At 62.7% G+C, this 15,171-nt stretch carries 14 protein-coding genes; 7 read left to right on the plus strand and 7 right to left on the minus strand.

Going from position 1 to position 15,171, the window contains the following annotated elements; genetic code table 11:
• Positions 1-65 precede the first annotated feature (65 nt).
• Positions 66-788 (plus strand): monofunctional biosynthetic peptidoglycan transglycosylase, encoded by a 723-nt coding sequence (gene mtgA / locus M5C01_RS07905; RefSeq protein WP_152736815.1) that lies wholly within the window; start codon positions 66-68, stop codon positions 786-788.
• A gap of 186 nt (positions 789-974) precedes the next feature.
• Here the strand turns inward: mtgA and rpoH are convergent, their stop codons facing one another.
• From rpoH to ftsY, 4 genes are all read right to left on the minus strand, one after another.
• Entirely contained in the window at positions 975-1,829 is an 855-nt protein-coding gene (gene rpoH, locus M5C01_RS07910) for an RNA polymerase sigma factor RpoH (protein WP_100944601.1), read from the minus strand.
• Positions 1,830-1,958: 129 nt separating this feature from the next.
• Positions 1,959-2,981 (minus strand): permease-like cell division protein FtsX, encoded by a 1,023-nt coding sequence (gene ftsX / locus M5C01_RS07915; protein WP_152736814.1) that lies wholly within the window; start codon positions 2,979-2,981, stop codon positions 1,959-1,961.
• Positions 2,978-3,649: a cell division ATP-binding protein FtsE gene (gene ftsE / locus M5C01_RS07920; protein ID WP_100944599.1), complete on the minus strand. Its 672-nt coding sequence runs from the start codon at positions 3,647-3,649 to the stop codon at positions 2,978-2,980. Before ftsE ends, ftsX begins: the two co-directional genes overlap by 4 nt.
• Positions 3,646-5,130, minus strand: a complete 1,485-nt coding sequence (gene ftsY, locus M5C01_RS07925; RefSeq protein WP_152736813.1) for a signal recognition particle-docking protein FtsY — start codon at positions 5,128-5,130, stop codon at positions 3,646-3,648. The genes ftsE and ftsY overlap by 4 nt, the downstream gene beginning before the upstream one ends.
• Before the next feature lie 174 nt (positions 5,131-5,304).
• Here ftsY and M5C01_RS07930 point away from each other — a divergent pair, with 174 nt between their 5' ends.
• From M5C01_RS07930 to M5C01_RS07955, 6 genes are all read left to right on the plus strand, one after another.
• Positions 5,305-6,657 (plus strand): pitrilysin family protein, encoded by a 1,353-nt coding sequence (locus M5C01_RS07930; protein ID WP_103494451.1) that lies wholly within the window; start codon positions 5,305-5,307, stop codon positions 6,655-6,657.
• A complete protein-coding gene (locus tag M5C01_RS07935; RefSeq protein ID WP_152736812.1) occupies positions 6,654-8,144 on the plus strand; it encodes a pitrilysin family protein in 1,491 nt (496 codons plus the stop codon). Before M5C01_RS07930 ends, M5C01_RS07935 begins: the two co-directional genes overlap by 4 nt.
• Positions 8,144-8,758, plus strand: coding sequence for a 16S rRNA (guanine(966)-N(2))-methyltransferase RsmD (gene rsmD / locus M5C01_RS07940; RefSeq protein ID WP_152736811.1), 615 nt, complete (start codon positions 8,144-8,146; stop codon positions 8,756-8,758). The genes M5C01_RS07935 and rsmD overlap by 1 nt, the downstream gene beginning before the upstream one ends.
• 112 nt (positions 8,759-8,870) lie before the next feature.
• Entirely contained in the window at positions 8,871-10,217 is a 1,347-nt protein-coding gene (locus M5C01_RS07945; RefSeq protein WP_152736810.1) for a pitrilysin family protein, read from the plus strand.
• Entirely contained in the window at positions 10,210-11,673 is a 1,464-nt protein-coding gene (locus M5C01_RS07950; protein ID WP_152736809.1) for a pitrilysin family protein, read from the plus strand. Before M5C01_RS07945 ends, M5C01_RS07950 begins: the two co-directional genes overlap by 8 nt.
• Before the next feature lie 123 nt (positions 11,674-11,796).
• On the plus strand, positions 11,797-12,807 hold the full coding sequence (locus M5C01_RS07955) for a hydrolase (RefSeq protein WP_248764302.1): 1,011 nt from the start codon (positions 11,797-11,799) through the stop codon (positions 12,805-12,807).
• Positions 12,808-12,834: 27 nt separating this feature from the next.
• Here the strand turns inward: M5C01_RS07955 and M5C01_RS07960 are convergent, their stop codons facing one another.
• The 3 genes from M5C01_RS07960 to M5C01_RS07970 all read right to left on the minus strand — a co-directional run bounded on the left by M5C01_RS07960 (position 12,835) and on the right by M5C01_RS07970 (position 15,015).
• Positions 12,835-13,266, minus strand: coding sequence for a hypothetical protein (locus M5C01_RS07960; RefSeq protein ID WP_152736808.1), 432 nt, complete (start codon positions 13,264-13,266; stop codon positions 12,835-12,837).
• 75 nt (positions 13,267-13,341) lie between these two features.
• Positions 13,342-14,196 (minus strand): sulfurtransferase, encoded by an 855-nt coding sequence (locus tag M5C01_RS07965; protein ID WP_152736807.1) that lies wholly within the window; start codon positions 14,194-14,196, stop codon positions 13,342-13,344.
• Positions 14,197-14,343: 147 nt separating this feature from the next.
• Positions 14,344-15,015 carry a TetR/AcrR family transcriptional regulator gene (locus M5C01_RS07970; RefSeq protein WP_152736805.1) on the minus strand — a complete coding sequence of 224 codons (672 nt, stop codon included), beginning with the start codon at positions 15,013-15,015 and terminating at the stop codon, positions 14,344-14,346.
• Positions 15,016-15,171 lie beyond the last annotated feature (156 nt).

Below are 15,171 nucleotides of genomic sequence, written 5' to 3' on the forward strand. Positions count from 1 at the left end.
ACTCCATTCAGGGGGCACAGGGTCTGTATAATGGCCCGCTCCCACGCCCCGGCCAAGCCATCTCTATGTTGTCATTCCTTTTCCGCCGCCTCGTCACCGTCCTGAAATGGTTCGCCATCGGCAGTGTGTTGCTGGTGCTGCTGTTTCGTTGGGTGCCGCCGCCCGGGACCGCGCTGATGGTCGAACGCAAGATCGAGTCCTGGACCGATGGCGAGCCCATTGACCTGCAACGCAGCTGGCGCCCGTGGGAACAGATCTCCGACGAGTTGAAAGTGGCGGTAATGGCCGGCGAGGACCAGAAATTCCCTGAGCACTGGGGGTTCGACTTCGATGCGATCCAGGCCGCGTTTGAACACAACGAGCGCGGCGGTTCGATTCGCGGCGCCAGCACCTTGAGCCAGCAGGTGTCGAAGAACCTGTTCCTGTGGTCGGGGCGCAGTTATTTGCGTAAAGGGCTGGAAGCCTGGTTTACCGCGCTGATCGAACTGACGTGGCCCAAGCAGCGGATTCTCGAGGTGTACCTGAACAGCGTGGAGTGGGACGACGGCGTGTTCGGCGCGGAAGCGGCGGCGCGGCATCACTTCCGCGTGAGCGCGGCGGGCCTGTCGCGCCAGCAGGCCAGCTTGCTGGCGGCGGTACTGCCCAATCCGCGGGAATGGAGCGCCAGTCACCCGAGCATCTACGTGGCGCGCCGGGCGGGCTGGATTCGCCAGCAGATGAGCCAGTTGGGTGGGGATGAGTACCTGAGCGGGCTGAACAACTCGCGCAAGGCGCCCTGGGCGTTGTGATCTCCACGGCCTCATCGCGAGCAAGCTTGCTCCTACAGTGTTGGCGGCGAGCCACAATGTTGTGAACGACGCTGGCCCTGTAGGAGCAAGCTTGCTCGCGATGAGGCCTGTCCAGACGCCGAAAATTTCGAACGTCGAAACAAAAACGCCCCGATCAGATCGGGGCGTTTTTTATTGCTTCAGCACTTAAGCGGCAATCGACAACTTCAGCTTGTTCATCGCACTCTTTTCCAGCTGGCGAATCCGCTCGGCCGAAACGTTGTACTTCTGCGCCAGGTCGTGCAGCGTGGCTTTCTCTTCCGCCAACCAGCGCTGGTAGAGAATGTCGCGGCTGCGCTCGTCGAGCACTTCCAGGGCTTCATGCAGGTTGCTGTTGGAGTTTTCGCTCCAATCGGCATCCTCCAGCTGACGCGCCGGGTCATACCGGTGGTCTTCCAGGTAGTTGGCCGGAGACTGGAAGGCACTGTCGTCGTCGGCTTCCGCCGCCGGGTCGAAGGCCATGTCCTGGCCGGTCAGCCGGCTTTCCATCTCGCGCACTTCACGGGGTTCCACGCCGAGGCTTTCAGCCACGCGGTGGACTTCCTCGTTGTTCAGCCAGGCCAGACGCTTTTTCTGGCTACGCAGGTTGAAGAACAGCTTGCGCTGGGCCTTGGTGGTGGCCACTTTCACAATGCGCCAGTTGCGCAGGATGAACTCGTGGATTTCCGCCTTGATCCAGTGCACGGCGAACGACACCAGGCGCACACCCATTTCCGGGTTGAAGCGCTTCACGGCCTTCATCAGGCCGACGTTGCCTTCCTGGATCAGGTCAGCCTGGGCCAGCCCGTAGCCGGAATAGCTACGGGCGATATGGACGACAAAACGCAGGTGGGCGAGCACCATCTGCCGAGCCGCCCCAAGATCCTGCTCATAATAGAGACTCTCGGCCAGTTCACGCTCCTGCTCCGGCGTCAGCAAGGGAATGCTGTTCACCGTGTTCACGTAGGCTTCCAGGTTCGCACCCGGGACCAACGCGTAGACAGGTTGCAAAGAAGTGGTCATACGAAAAAACCTCCGACTCACATAACTCGTGCAGTGATGCACTGCGAAAATTGACCGGGAACCGTAGGACAAGTTCCCTAAACCACCAATACGGTCAATACAAACGAAACCACATTAATCTGACATTAACTACTTCGGTGCCAGCTCACGTAAATGCCGTGCGACCGCAATCCAAGCACCGATATACCCCAAGAGCACCGCCCCAAGCAACAATGACAGACCATCGGCCACCGGCACACCGGCCAGGGAAAAGTCGCTGCCGTAGAGACCGGCCAGCCCGACCACCGCGTCATTCAGCCAGTTCAGGCCATAAGCCAACACGCCCCAGGACAAAAACCCGGCACCAAAGCCATAAAGCGCGCCCATATAGAGAAAAGGCCTACGCACATAGCTATCAGTGCCGCCGACCAGTTTAATCACTTCGATCTCGGTGCGGCGGTTTTCAATATGAAGACGAATGGTATTGCCTATCACCAAAAGTAATGCAGACACCAGCAGCACCGTCAGGCCGAAGACAAACCGGTCGCCCAGCTTGAGAATAGCCGCCAGACGCTCGACCCAGACCAGGTCCAGTTGCGCCTGTTGCACCTTGGGCAACTCGGCCAGGCGCTGGCGCAGAGCTTCCAATGTCGCCTTGTCGACTTCGTTCGGCGTCACCAGCACCACCCCCGGCAGGGGGTTCTGCGGCAATTCCTTGAGGGCTTCGCCCAGGCCCGACTGCTGCTGGAACTCGTCCAGGGCCTTTTCCTTGCTGATGTACTCGGCATCCGCGACGCCGGGCATGGCCTTGATCTGTTCGCTGAGGTGCGCGCCTTCGGTCGGGCTGGCATCCAGTTGCAGGTACAGGGAGATCTGCGCCGCGCGCTGCCAGGAGCCACCCAGTCGCTCGACATTGTTCAGCAGCAGCGACAAGCCCATGGGCAGGCTCAGGGCCACGGCCATCACCAGGCAGGTAAAGAAGCTGCCGATCGGCTGCTTGCCCAGGCGGCGCAGGCTGTCCAACAGGCTGGCGCGATGGCTTTCGATCCAGGCGCTGAGCAGGGTGCCGAAGTCCGGACCGTCGTCTTCGTTGCGTTTTTTCTTCGGCGGCTGCGGGTCGCTGGCTTTCGGGGCCACGCGTTCGGCTACCTTGGGGCTGCGAGTCGCACTCATTCGCCTGCCTCCCCGTCGCCGATCAATCGGCCGCGTTGCAGGGTCAGCATGCGGTGGCGCATGCGGGCGATCAGGGCCAGGTCGTGGCTGGCGATCAGCACGCTGGTGCCCAGGCGGTTGATGTCTTCGAACACGCCCATGATTTCCGCCGCCAGGCGCGGGTCGAGGTTACCGGTGGGTTCGTCCGCCAGCAGCAAGGCCGGGCGATGGACGATGGCACGGGCAATACCGACGCGCTGTTGCTGGCCGGTGGAAAGATCGCCGGGGTAGAGGTCGGTCTTGTCCGAGAGCGCCACGCGCTCCAGGGCCGAATCCACCCGCTTGACGATCTCGGCCTTGGACAGGCCGAGGATCTGCAACGGCAAGGCAACGTTGTTGAACACCGTGCGATCGAACAGCAACTGGTGGTTCTGGAACACCACGCCGATCTGCCGGCGCAGGAACGGAATCTGCGCGTTGCTGATCTGGCCCAGGTCCTGCCCGGCCAGCAGCAGTTTGCCGGTGGTCGGACGCTCCATCGCCAGCAGCAGGCGCAACAGGGTACTTTTGCCCGCGCCGGAATGCCCGGTCACGAACAGGAATTCACCACGACGCACCCGAAAGCTCAGTTCATGCAAGCCGACATGACCGTTCGGATAGCGTTTACCGACCTGTTCGAAACGAATCATGAATGCTCCCGCTCAGCGAAAAGGGCCTGGACAAAGGGCTCGGCTTCGAAGGTGCGCAGATCGTCGATCCCTTCGCCGACGCCGATGTAACGAATCGGCAGGCCAAACTGCTTGGCCAGGGCAAAGATCACCCCGCCCTTGGCGGTCCCATCGAGCTTAGTCAATGCCAGGCCAGTCAGCTGGACCGTCTGGTTGAATTGTTTGGCCTGGTTGATGGCGTTCTGCCCAGTACCGGCGTCGAGCACCAGCAGCACTTCGTGGGGCGCCTCTACGTCGAGCTTGGCGATCACCCGACGGACCTTCTTCAGTTCTTCCATCAGATTGTCTTTGGTGTGCAGGCGACCGGCGGTGTCGGCGATCAGCACGTCGATACCGCGGGCCTTGGCCGCCTGTACCGCATCGAAGATTACCGAAGCCGAATCGGCACCGGTGTGCTGGGCGATGACCGGAATCTGGTTGCGCTCGCCCCACACCTGCAATTGCTCCACCGCCGCCGCGCGAAAGGTATCGCCCGCCGCCAGCATGACCTTCTTGCCTTCAAGCTGCAGCTTCTTCGCCAGTTTGCCGATGGTGGTGGTCTTGCCGGCGCCGTTGACGCCCACTACCAGAATCACGAAGGGTTTGTGCTGCGAATCGATCTTCAGCGGCTGTTCGACCGGCTTGAGCATCGCGGTCAGCTCGGCCTGCAACGAGGCGTAGAGCGCGTCGCTGTCGGTCAACTGCTTGCGGGCGACTTTCTGGGTCAGGCTCTGGATGATCACCGAGGTGGCTTCAACGCCCACGTCGGCGGTCAGCAGGCGGGTTTCCAGCTCTTCGAGCAGGTCGTCGTCAATGGCCTTCTTGCCCAGGAACAGGCTGGCCATACCTTCGCCAATGCTGGCGCTGGTCTTGGACAGGCCCTGTTTGAGGCGGGTAAAGAAGCCGACCTTGGTCTCTTCGGAAACGGGCTTGGCCGGTTCGGCAGTCACCGGTTCAGCCACCGCAACCGGCGCAGGAGCAACCACAGGCGCCACGACCGGCGCGGGTGCCGGGACTGGTGCAGGTGCAGAGACTGGAGCTGGAGCTGGAGCTTCGACAATCGGCGCAATGACCGGCGCTGGCACCGGTCCGGCGATGAACGGTTCAGGTGCGGCCACTTCAGCGACCGGCGCAACAGCCGTCAGCGGGATCGGCGGGGTGATATGCGGTGCCTGAACATCCTCGACCAGGGCCACCGGCTCCTCAGCCACGGGCAGGCTCGGCCAGGGCTCATGCACCTGGGCAACCGGCGCGACGGCCGGCGTTTCAACCACCGGCACGCTGAACGGCAACGGCTCGGCGGCCACCGGCAATGCCTCGCTCACTGGCGCGGGCGTGGCCTCGGGGGTCGGTTGTGGCTGTTCGACGACGGCTTCCTGCGGTTTTTTACGCAGCCAGCCGAACAGGCTTTTTTTCTCGCCAGCCGGGGCTGGGGTCTTCTTGTCGTCGTTGGAACCAAACATGGAGGACGGCTATCTCACGGTAGCGACGCGCCAAGGTGGCGCTTCGGCAAATAATATTCTGATGCGCAACAGACTGCCTTTTGACCAGATTGTTCGCGCGCAACGCAGTATCCTAGCACCTCCTCGCCCGCCGACGCTAAGATCACGCGGGCCGTACTACAGGTTTGAAAACGAATGAATGCTCTAGCCCGCCGTGCCGCTGGCCTGTTGCTCAGCACGCTTTGCCTACCCCTGGCCGCCTTGGCCGCCGACCCGCAACCGACCCACGAATTCACCCTCGACAACGGTCTGAAGGTCGTCGTGCGCGAGGATCACCGCGCCCCCGTGGTGGTCTCGCAGATCTGGTACAAGGTCGGCTCGAGCTACGAAACCCCGGGCCAGACCGGCCTGTCCCACGCCCTGGAACACATGATGTTCAAGGGCAGCTCCAAGGTCGGCCCGGGCGAAGCCTCGCTGATCCTGCGGGACCTCGGTGCCGAAGAAAACGCGTTCACCAGCGACGACTACACCGCCTATTACCAGGTCCTGGCCCGCGACCGCCTGGGCGTGGCCCTGGAACTGGAAGCCGACCGCATGGCCAGCCTGCGCCTGCCGGCCGACGAGTTCAGCCGGGAAATCGAAGTGATCAAGGAGGAGCGCCGCCTGCGCACCGACGACAAGCCCATGGGCAAGGCCTTCGAGCGCTTCAAGGCGATGGCCTATCCGGCCAGTGGCTACCACACGCCGACCATCGGCTGGATGGCCGACCTCGACCGCATGAAGGTCGAAGAGCTGCGCCACTGGTACCAATCCTGGTATGTACCGAACAACGCCACCCTGGTGGTGGTCGGCGACGTCACCCCGGATGAAGTCAAAACCCTGGCCCAACGCTATTTCGGCGCCATCCCCCGGCGTGACACACCGCCGGCGAAGATCCCGCGGGAACTCGACGAGCCCGGCGAACGCCTGATCACCCTGCATGTGAAGACCCAGTTGCCGAGCCTGATGCTCGCCTTCAACGTGCCGAGCTTCGCCACCGCCGAAGACAAGCGTTCGGTCACCGCCCTGCGCCTGATCGCCGCCCTGCTCGACGGCGGCTACAGTGCGCGCCTGCCGTCGCAACTGGAGCGTGGCGAAGAGCTGATCTCCGGCGGCTCGTCGAGCTACGACGCCTACACCCGTGGCGACACCCTGTTCCTGCTTTCGGCCACCCCCAACAGCCAGAAGAAAAAAACCCTGGCCGACACCGAGGCCGGCCTCTGGCGCCTGCTCGACCAACTGAAAACCCAGGCACCGAGCGCCGAAGAGCTGGAACGCGTACGTGCCCAGGTGATCGCCGGCCTGGTCTACGAACGTGACTCCATCACCAGCCAGGCCAGCGCCATCGGCATCCTGGAAACCGTCGGCCTGTCCTGGAAAATGATGGACACCGAACTGGCCGACCTGCAAAGCGTCACGCCGCAGGATCTGCAGAAAGCCGCCCGTACCTATTTCACCCGCGAGCGCCTCAGCGTCGCCCATGTATTGCCCGAGGAGAGCGCCCAATGAGTCAGTCCAAGGGGCCACGTTTCGCCCTGCTCGCCCTGACCCTCGCCGTCGCGGCGGGCGGTATCGGCTTTTATCTGTTCGATGCGCGTAATACCCAGGCCAGCCAGGCCCTGGACGCGGCCAAGTCCGGCCACAAGCTGCAATCGCTGGCGGAGCTGGACGGCAAGGCGCCGGCGCACCGCAGCCTGAACGTACAGACCTGGAAAACCGCCGAAGGCGCCAAGGTGCTGTTCGTCGAAGCCCATGAACTGCCGATGTTCAACCTGAACCTGACCTTCGCCGCCGGCAGCAGCCAGGACGGCAACGCCGCCGGCCTCGCCGCGCTGACCAACGCCATGCTCAATGAAGGCGTGGCCGGCAAGGACGTCGGTGCCATTGCCCAGGGCTTCGAAGGCCTCGGGGCTGACTTCGGCAACGGTTCCTACAAGGACATGGCGATTGCTTCGCTGCGCAGCCTCAGCGCCCCGGACAAACGCGAGCCGGCGCTGAAGCTGTTCGCCGAGGTGGTGGGCAAGCCGACCTTCCCTGCCAACTCCCTGGCGCGGATCAAGAACCAGTTGCTGGCCGGTTTCGAATACCAGAAGCAGAACCCCGGCAAGCTGGCGAGCCTGGACCTGTCCAAGCGCCTGTATGGCGATCACCCCTACGCGCACCCGAGCGAAGGTACGGCACAGAGCATTCCGCCGATTACCCTGGAACAGCTGCGCGCCTTCCATGCCAAGGCCTACGCGGCCGGCAACGTGGTGATCGCGCTGGTCGGCGATCTTTCCCGCAGCGAAGCCGAAGGCATCGCCAGCCAGGTCTCCGCCGCCCTGCCCAAGGGCCCGGCCTTGCCGAAGATCGCCCAGCCGGCTGAACCGAAAGCCAGCGTCGGGCATATCGAGTTCCCGTCCAAGCAGACCACCATCCTGATGGCCCAACAGGGCATCGACCGCACCGACCCGGACTACGCAGCCCTGTCCCTGGGCAACCAGATCCTCGGCGGCGGCGGTTTCGGCACCCGCCTGATGAGCGAAGTGCGGGAAAAACGCGGCCTGACCTATGGTGTCTATTCGGGCTTCTCGCCGATGCAGGTCCGGGGTCCGTTCCAGATCAACCTGCAAACCCGCGCCGAAATGAGCGAAGGCACGCTCAAACTGGTGGACGACGTGGTCGCCGACTACCTGAAAAACGGCCCGACCCAGAAGGAAGTCGACGACGCCAAGCGCGAAATGTCCGGCAGCTTTCCGCTTTCCAATGCGAGCAACAGCAGCATCGTCGGCCAGTTGGGCCTGATGGGTTTCTATGACCTGCCACTCGATTACCTGGAAAACTTCGTGCAACAAACCCAGGCGCTGACCGTCGAGCAGATCAAGTCCGCCATGAACAAACACCTGAGTGTCGACAAGATGATCGTCGTCACCGCAGGGCCCACGGTGCCGCAAAAGCCCCTGCCGCCACCGACTGACAAACCCGCCGAGCAGCCGCTCGGGGTTCCGGAGCATTAATGGCCAGCCCATCGCGTCCCAGCAAGAAACCCGCTCACCCCCATAACGGTGTGAATCAACTGCGTATCATCGGTGGCGAATGGCGCAGCCGACGCCTGAGCTTCCCGGATGTCCCGGGGCTGCGGCCGACCCCGGACCGGGTGCGCGAAACCCTGTTCAACTGGCTGGCGCCCTATGTCGCCGGGGCCAAGGTGCTCGACCCGTTCGCCGGTAGCGGCGCCTTGTTCCTCGAGGCCCTGTCCCGTGGCGCGGCCATGGGCCAGGCACTGGACGCCAGCAACCTGGCGGTGGCCAACCTGCGCGAACACCTGGGCACCCTGCGTTGCAGCGTCGGCCAGGTGCAGACCGCCGACGCCATGCGCTACCTGGAAACCCAGGCGGCCACGGCCTTCGACCTGGTGTTCCTCGACCCGCCGTTCAACCAGAACCTGCTGCCCGGCATCTGCGCCCTGCTGGAAGAACGCCAGTGGCTGGCCGACGACGCGTGGGTCTACACCGAAAGCGAAAACGCCCCCTCGGGCCTCGGCCTGCCGGGCAACTGGCGCCTGCACCGCGAGCAGAAGTCCGGGCGGGTCCACTACGCGCTGTGGCAGCGCAGCATAGCCAGCCAATAACCTGAGCGGCGGTTCGAGCCAAGCCTCAGACCGCCGTCACTATCCCGCTACCGCCAGCCCCTCCGTCATCCGGATCAAGGTGTTCCTTTGCAGCTCAAAAGGCCCCCGAAGGATGAAATGCCCCTACCCACGATGTGCACTCGGCCTGCTTTTCCTGCCGGTCATCGCCCTCGCCACCCCCTTGCCCAGCACCCACGAGCTGATGCTCGACAACGGTTTGAAAATCATCGTGCGCGAAGATCATCGAGCCCCCGTCGTGGCGGCCCAGCTCTGGTACAAAGTCGGCTCCAGTCACGAACCACCGGGTGAATCAGGGCTTTCCCATGCCCTGGAACACCTGTTGTTCCAGGGCAGCAGCAAAGTCTGCCCCGGCCAGGCGTTCGAGATCATGGAACGCCTGGGCGCGCGGATCAACGCCTTCACCAACCATGACAGCACCACCTACGAATACCTGATGCCACGCCATGCCCTGGGCGTCGCGCTGGAAATCATGGCCGACCAGATGAGCACCGCCCGACTTTCGCCAGCCGCCTTCCGGCGTGAAATCGAGGTGATCAAAAACGAGCGGCTGCAGAACGTCGATGACACCCCAGGGACACTGCTCGACGAGAAGATGCGCAGCATCGCCTTTACCACCAGCGGCTATCGCACCTCGACCATCGGCTGGCTACACGACCTGCAACGCATGAACGCCCAACAACTGCAACGCTGGTACGCCACCTGGTACGCGCCGAACAACGCCACCCTGGTGGTGGTCGGCGATATCACCCCCGGGGAGGTCGAAACCCTGGCCCGGCGCTACTTCGCCGACCTGCCCGGCCGAACGCTGCCAGAGACCAAGCCCCCACTGGAGCTGAACGAGCCGGGCGAGCGACGGATCATGCTCCAGACCCGTAATGAGTTTCCCAGCCTGATCATGGCGTTCAACGTGCCCAGCCTGGTCACCGCCGCCGATCCGCATACCGCGCACACCTTGCGCCTGCTCAACGAACTGCTTGGCGTCGGCTCCGGCTCGCGGCTTTTCAGGGAGTTGAAGTTCCATGAAGAGCTGGTCACCCGGGCTCACTCGCGCTATGAGGCCTTCAACCGGGGAGACGCCTTGTTGAAGATCGTCGTCGACCTGGACACTCTGAAAAATCCCAGCCTGGACGACCTTCAGACACGTCTGTGGCAACTGCTCGACGAGCTCAAACGCTCACCTGTCAGCGCCCAGGAGCTGGAGCGCGCGCGCACCCGGATAATGGCGAAACGCGTCTTTGCCCTCGACTCCCTGGAAAACCAGGCGCAGAAACTCGGCGGCCTGGAAAGCGTCGGCCTGTCGTGGCCCCTGGAGGAACTGGAAGAAGAACAACTGAAAGCCGTCACGCCCCTGGATATTCAACGCGCCGCGCAAACCTACTTCACCCACGAGCGACTCAGCGTTGCCCTGGCCAGCCCCGGGAAAACCCACCATGAATAAGACTAACCTGGTGTTATCGAGCGTTCTGCTGACATTCATCTGCACCCCTGCCACCCCCGGGCCGAGGGCATCCGCTGGCGGCGAGCTGTCGACCGTCAATCCCCTGCAATCGCTGAGCGCGGTCCAGTACCTGGCCCCCACCCCCACCACCCGCCTTGTTCGCGGCTGGAAAACCCTCAGCGGGAGCAAGGTGCTCTTCGTTGAAACCCATGGCCTGCCCTTGCTCGATGTGGCCGTGAGCTTTGCCGCCGGCAGCCGTTATGACGGCGAGCAACCCGGCTTGGCGGCCATGGCCCTGAGCCTGCTCAACGAAGGGTCGGAGGGCAAGGATGTCGACACCATCCTGACCGCGTTCGACAGCCTGGGGGTGAAGCTGGGCAATGGCATTGACCGCGACCATGGCTTTTTCACCCTGCGCAGTCTCAGCGACGAAGCTGTCCGCACACCGGCCCTGCAGTTGTTGAGCGAAGTGTTGAGCAAACCCAGCTTCACCCGCGACGCCATCCGCCGGGTCAAGAGCGAGATCATCGACCGGCAAATGCGCGAGGATGTCGCCATCGACACCTGGATCAGTCATCGCTTTGCACCGCCGCTCTACCCACGGCACCCGTATGCCCAGCCTCTCTATGGCACTCGGGAAAGTATCGGGGAAATCACTGCCGAGCAGCTGCGCAGCTTTCACAGCAAGGCTTACAGCGCGGGCAACGCCATTATCCTGCTGGTCGGTGATCTCTCATTGGAGCAGGCACAGAGCATCAGCGTGAAGATTTCCGACGCTTTGCCCAAAGGTCCGGCATTGCCACCCACCGCCAGCGCCCGGCCTGAAGACAGTGTCGTCGGTACCTTCCATATCGAACAGCCGACCACCCTGATTCATCTGGATTTCGCCCAGATCGCTCCGCCCCGGAATCATCCCGATTACGTCGCCCTCTACGTGGCCAGCCTGATTTTTGGCGGCGGCTTCGACAGCCGCCTGATGAAAGTCCTGCGCGAACAGCACGGCGTCACCTATTCGGCTGAGGCCCAACTCAAGAACTGGCAAGCCCGGGGCCCGTTCCATATCAACCTCTCGACCCCTCCCGAATACCGCGAAGCCGTTATCCGGCGGGTCAAGCGGATGTTCGAACAACTCCTGAAAGACGGCCCGACCGAGCAGGAACTGCAGAACATCAAGCTGAGCCTGCGCGGTGACATGGCCCTGAATGGCGCCAGCAATGCGGATATCCTCCAGGCGCTGCTGGTGATCGCGCGTCACGACCTGCCACTGAGCCTGACGGACTACGCCGAACAGGCCCAGCAACTGACCCGCGAAATGATCAGGACGGCCTTGAACAAGCACTTTGATGCCGAGAGCTGGGTGGTGACCAGCACCGGCCCGAGCGTCGCCCAGCAAGCGTTGCCCGATCTCCAGGTGCGGGGACCCAGTTGCCAGCCTCGCGCCCTGCCGCCCGGATAAAAAGCTGCGGCAATGGACAGGACTGTGGCAATTTAGATGCATCGCACGCACAAGCGTGGCCGCCATGGCGACTTGCTGATGGCAGCACCCGACCTGTCCATTCCCACTTCGAGACTCGCTGCGTTGCCGCCATTTTCCCAGCCCACTCATTTACCGGGTTTCACCCCTGCCACAGGCCTGGGCAACCCACACCTGCAGACCTTGTGGGGGCCGCTCTGGCGCAAGACCGTCCACCTTGACCGTCGGCGTGAACGCCTGTGGCTTGACGATGGCGACTTCCTCGACCTTGACTGGCACGGCCCGCATGCCGCCGAGACGCCGTTGGTGCTGATCCTCCACGGGCTCACCGGTTCGTCGAACTCGCCTTATGTCGCCGGCCTGCAACAGGCGCTGGGCAACCAGGGCTGGGCCAGCGTGGCGCTGAACTGGCGGGGCTGTTCGGGAGAGCCCAATCTACTGGCGCGCAGCTATCACTCCGGGGCCAGCGAAGACCTGGCAGCCACGATCGCCCACCTCAAGGCCCAACGCCCGCTGGCGCCGCTCTATGCCGTCGGCTACTCCCTGGGTGGCAACGTGCTGCTCAAGCATCTGGGGGAAAGTGGCCAGGACAGTGGCCTGCAAGGCGCCGTGGCGGTGTCGGTGCCGTTTCGCCTGGACCAGTGCGCCGACCGCATCGGCCAGGGCTTTTCGCGGCTCTACCAGGCGCATTTCATGCGCGAGATGGTGGCCTATATCAAGAACAAGCAGCGCCAGTTCCAGCATGACGGGCGGATCGAGGGCCTGGCGACCCTGAGCGACCTGGGACCGCTGACCGGCATGCGCACCTTCTGGGATTTCGATGGCCGGGTCACCGCACCATTGCACGGTTTTGCCGATGCCCAGGATTATTATCGCCGCGCCTCCAGCCGCTATTTCCTTGGAGCGATTCGCACCCCGACGCTGATTATCCAGGCCAAGGACGACCCCTTCGTGTTTCCCCACAGCCTGCCGGAGCCTGACGAATTGGCACCGGGCATCCAGTTCGAATTGCAGGCCAAGGGCGGGCATGTGGGGTTTGTCGACGGCTCGCTGGGCAAGCCGACTTACTATCTGGAGAGGCGCATTCCACAATGGCTGGCCGATAGGCAATATTGAGCGGAATGCGCGATGCCTTTCTATCGATCAGGCATATTCGTGGTAGCTGACAGCGCCAAGCGGCGTGGCGATATCATTCACGAGTGGCACCAGCACTTGCCCATCCGAATAGCCATCTGGCTGATCCTCGACCCAGGCAAAAACTTCGGCTTCGAGTTCCGCATCCACCAGCCAGTCTTCCAGCATTTCAATCTCACGGTCTTGCAAGGACGCTTTTTTGTCCAGCAGCACACTACGGCCCAGCGCGAGCATCTTGTGATGGGTATTGTTCGCCAGTGTTTCAAAGTGTTTGGCGAGAGGTTCCATCTGCCCGCTGTATCGTGGCTCGGCAGGGGTTCGCGCCCCTGCCGATTCGTCCATTTCCTCTACCGACCTCGGATCGAGTTGATTATTCAACACGGCCTGTCCCATAAAAATCTCCTGTATCCGTTCTATCAAAGAGGTTTCTACAGCGTGCATCGCTCCACGCTCATGGGGATTAAGCCGGTTACGGAGTCCGGCCTGTAGGTAGATAAATCTCGGCCGCCGGGATAATCAGTCGCCCATCGCCACCGCTCGCTGCGGATCGGTAATCCACTCGCTCCACGAACCGGCATACAAGGTTCCCAACGGATAACCCGCCAGGCACAGGGCAAACAGGTTATGACACGCCGTCACCCCGGAGCCGCAATACGCCACCAGTTCCCGTGGCGAGCGATCCCCCAGCTTGGCGGCGAAACGCTGCTTGAGCTGTTCCGCAGGCAGAAAACGCCCATCCGCGTCCAGGTTCTCGTTGAACGCCGCACACTGTGCGCCGGGAATATGGCCGGCCACCGGATCGATCGGCTCCACTTCACCACGGAAACGCGGCAGGGCACGGGCGTCCAGCAGGGTCATCGACGGCTGCCCGAGGCGCTGCTGCAAGTCTTCGACGCTGATCTGCAGCGCCGCGTCCGGCGTCCCCTCGAAGGTTCCACGACCGGCGGTGGGTGGATTCAGGCTCAGTGGTTGACCGGCGGCATGCCAGGCTTTCAACCCGCCATCGAGCAGGAACACGCCGTCGCGCTTGCCCAGCCAGGCCAGCAGCCACCAGGCCCGGGCGGCGTACATGCCCGGGCCATCGTCATAGAGCACGACCTCGCTGTTGGCACTGATACCCCAGGCCCGCAGGCGCTCGACCAGGGCCACCGGATCCGGGAGCGGATGACGCCCGGTCAGCCCCTTGATCACCGGGCCACTCAGGTCCCGCTCCAGATCGGCGTGGTGTGCGCCTTCGATATGCCCCTGGGCATAACTGCGCTGCCCGTAATCCGGGTCATCAAGGGCAAAACGGCAATCCAGGATCACCAACCCGGGCCGGGCCTGGCGTTCGGCCAGTTGCCGGGGGCTGATCAGCTGCGCAAGGGACATGGCGAACGCCTCCTAAGTGAAGTGAATACAAAACAATTGTAGGAGCGAGCTTGCTCGCGATGGTGGTCCAGGCGCCGCGGGGTGCCAGGACGCCCGCGTCATCGTTGACGTCCATCGCGAGCAAGCTTGCTCCTACAACACCATAACCTAGCTTCCCTCATCCAGGGCCTGGGCCAACGGCACATAAAACTCACTGAGCAACTTGTCCACCGCCGCCCGCGACTGCGCGGTGACAAAACCCGACTCCAGCACCAGCACCTGATAGACCCCACGCTTGATCGATTCTTCGCTCAGGTGATGGGCATTCTCGCGGGTAGTGCTCAGGAAACGCACCCAGGAGGTCAGGATAATCCAGGCATTGAGGGTCAGGGCCTCGATCTGCACGGCATCCATCCCCAGGATCCCGGCCGCGACAAAACCCGCGTAGATCGCCTGGCCCTGGATCAGGCAGCGCTGGGAAAAACGTCGGTAACGGGCGGCCAGTTCGGCATCGCTTTCCAGCAGATGTTCAAGATCACGGTGCAGGAAGCGATAACGCCACATCGCCGCGAGCAAGGCCTTGAGGTAGAAACGCTTGTCGTCGATGGTCGCGGCGCGACCCTGGGGCGGGCGCAGAAAACTGTCGACCAGGGCTTCGTACTCGGCAAACAGCACGGCGATGATCGCCTGCTTGTTGGGGAAGTGGTAGTAGAGGTTGCCCGGCGAAATGTCCATGTGCGCCGCGATATGGTTGGTGCTGACACTGCGCTCGCCCTGCAGATTGAACAGATCCAGGCTGTTCTGGACGATACGCTCGCTGGTTTTTATTCGAGGGGCCATGACTTCAGCTTTACTTCCAGAAGACGGTATCGGCCATCTTACGGCCTATCCGGCCGCGGATAAATCGCCATGATTCTCAGCCGCTATCAGAACGCACAGGCACTCCCTGTTGACTTTCTGGAGCATTAGCTCTAAACATTCGTTTAAAAATAAAAT

The sequence above is a fragment of the Pseudomonas sp. MWU12-2319 genome (genome assembly GCF_023242525.1).
In the GTDB taxonomy this organism is placed as follows: Bacteria; Pseudomonadota; Gammaproteobacteria; order Pseudomonadales; family Pseudomonadaceae; genus Aquipseudomonas; species Aquipseudomonas gingeri_D.

What these genes read in the sequence shown, in the direction of transcription:
- M5C01_RS07945 (WP_152736810.1), top strand. Translation starts at nt 8,871, where the DNA reads ATGAAATGCCCCTACCCACGATGTGCACTCGGCCTGCTTTTCCTGCCG.
- ftsX (WP_152736814.1), bottom strand. Translation starts at nt 2,981, where the DNA reads ATGAGTGCGACTCGCAGCCCCAAGGTAGCCGAACGCGTGGCCCCGAAA.
- M5C01_RS07950 (WP_152736809.1), top strand. Translation starts at nt 10,210, where the DNA reads ATGAATAAGACTAACCTGGTGTTATCGAGCGTTCTGCTGACATTCATC.
- M5C01_RS07930 (WP_103494451.1), top strand. Translation starts at nt 5,305, where the DNA reads ATGAATGCTCTAGCCCGCCGTGCCGCTGGCCTGTTGCTCAGCACGCTT.
- rsmD (WP_152736811.1), top strand. Translation starts at nt 8,144, where the DNA reads ATGGCCAGCCCATCGCGTCCCAGCAAGAAACCCGCTCACCCCCATAAC.
- ftsY (WP_152736813.1), bottom strand. Translation starts at nt 5,130, where the DNA reads ATGTTTGGTTCCAACGACGACAAGAAGACCCCAGCCCCGGCTGGCGAG.
- M5C01_RS07935 (WP_152736812.1), top strand. Translation starts at nt 6,654, where the DNA reads ATGAGTCAGTCCAAGGGGCCACGTTTCGCCCTGCTCGCCCTGACCCTC.
- ftsE (WP_100944599.1), bottom strand. Translation starts at nt 3,649, where the DNA reads ATGATTCGTTTCGAACAGGTCGGTAAACGCTATCCGAACGGTCATGTC.
- M5C01_RS07960 (WP_152736808.1), bottom strand. Translation starts at nt 13,266, where the DNA reads ATGCACGCTGTAGAAACCTCTTTGATAGAACGGATACAGGAGATTTTT.
- M5C01_RS07970 (WP_152736805.1), bottom strand. Translation starts at nt 15,015, where the DNA reads ATGGCCCCTCGAATAAAAACCAGCGAGCGTATCGTCCAGAACAGCCTG.
- M5C01_RS07965 (WP_152736807.1), bottom strand. Translation starts at nt 14,196, where the DNA reads ATGTCCCTTGCGCAGCTGATCAGCCCCCGGCAACTGGCCGAACGCCAG.
- rpoH (WP_100944601.1), bottom strand. Translation starts at nt 1,829, where the DNA reads ATGACCACTTCTTTGCAACCTGTCTACGCGTTGGTCCCGGGTGCGAAC.
- mtgA (WP_152736815.1), top strand. Translation starts at nt 66, where the DNA reads ATGTTGTCATTCCTTTTCCGCCGCCTCGTCACCGTCCTGAAATGGTTC.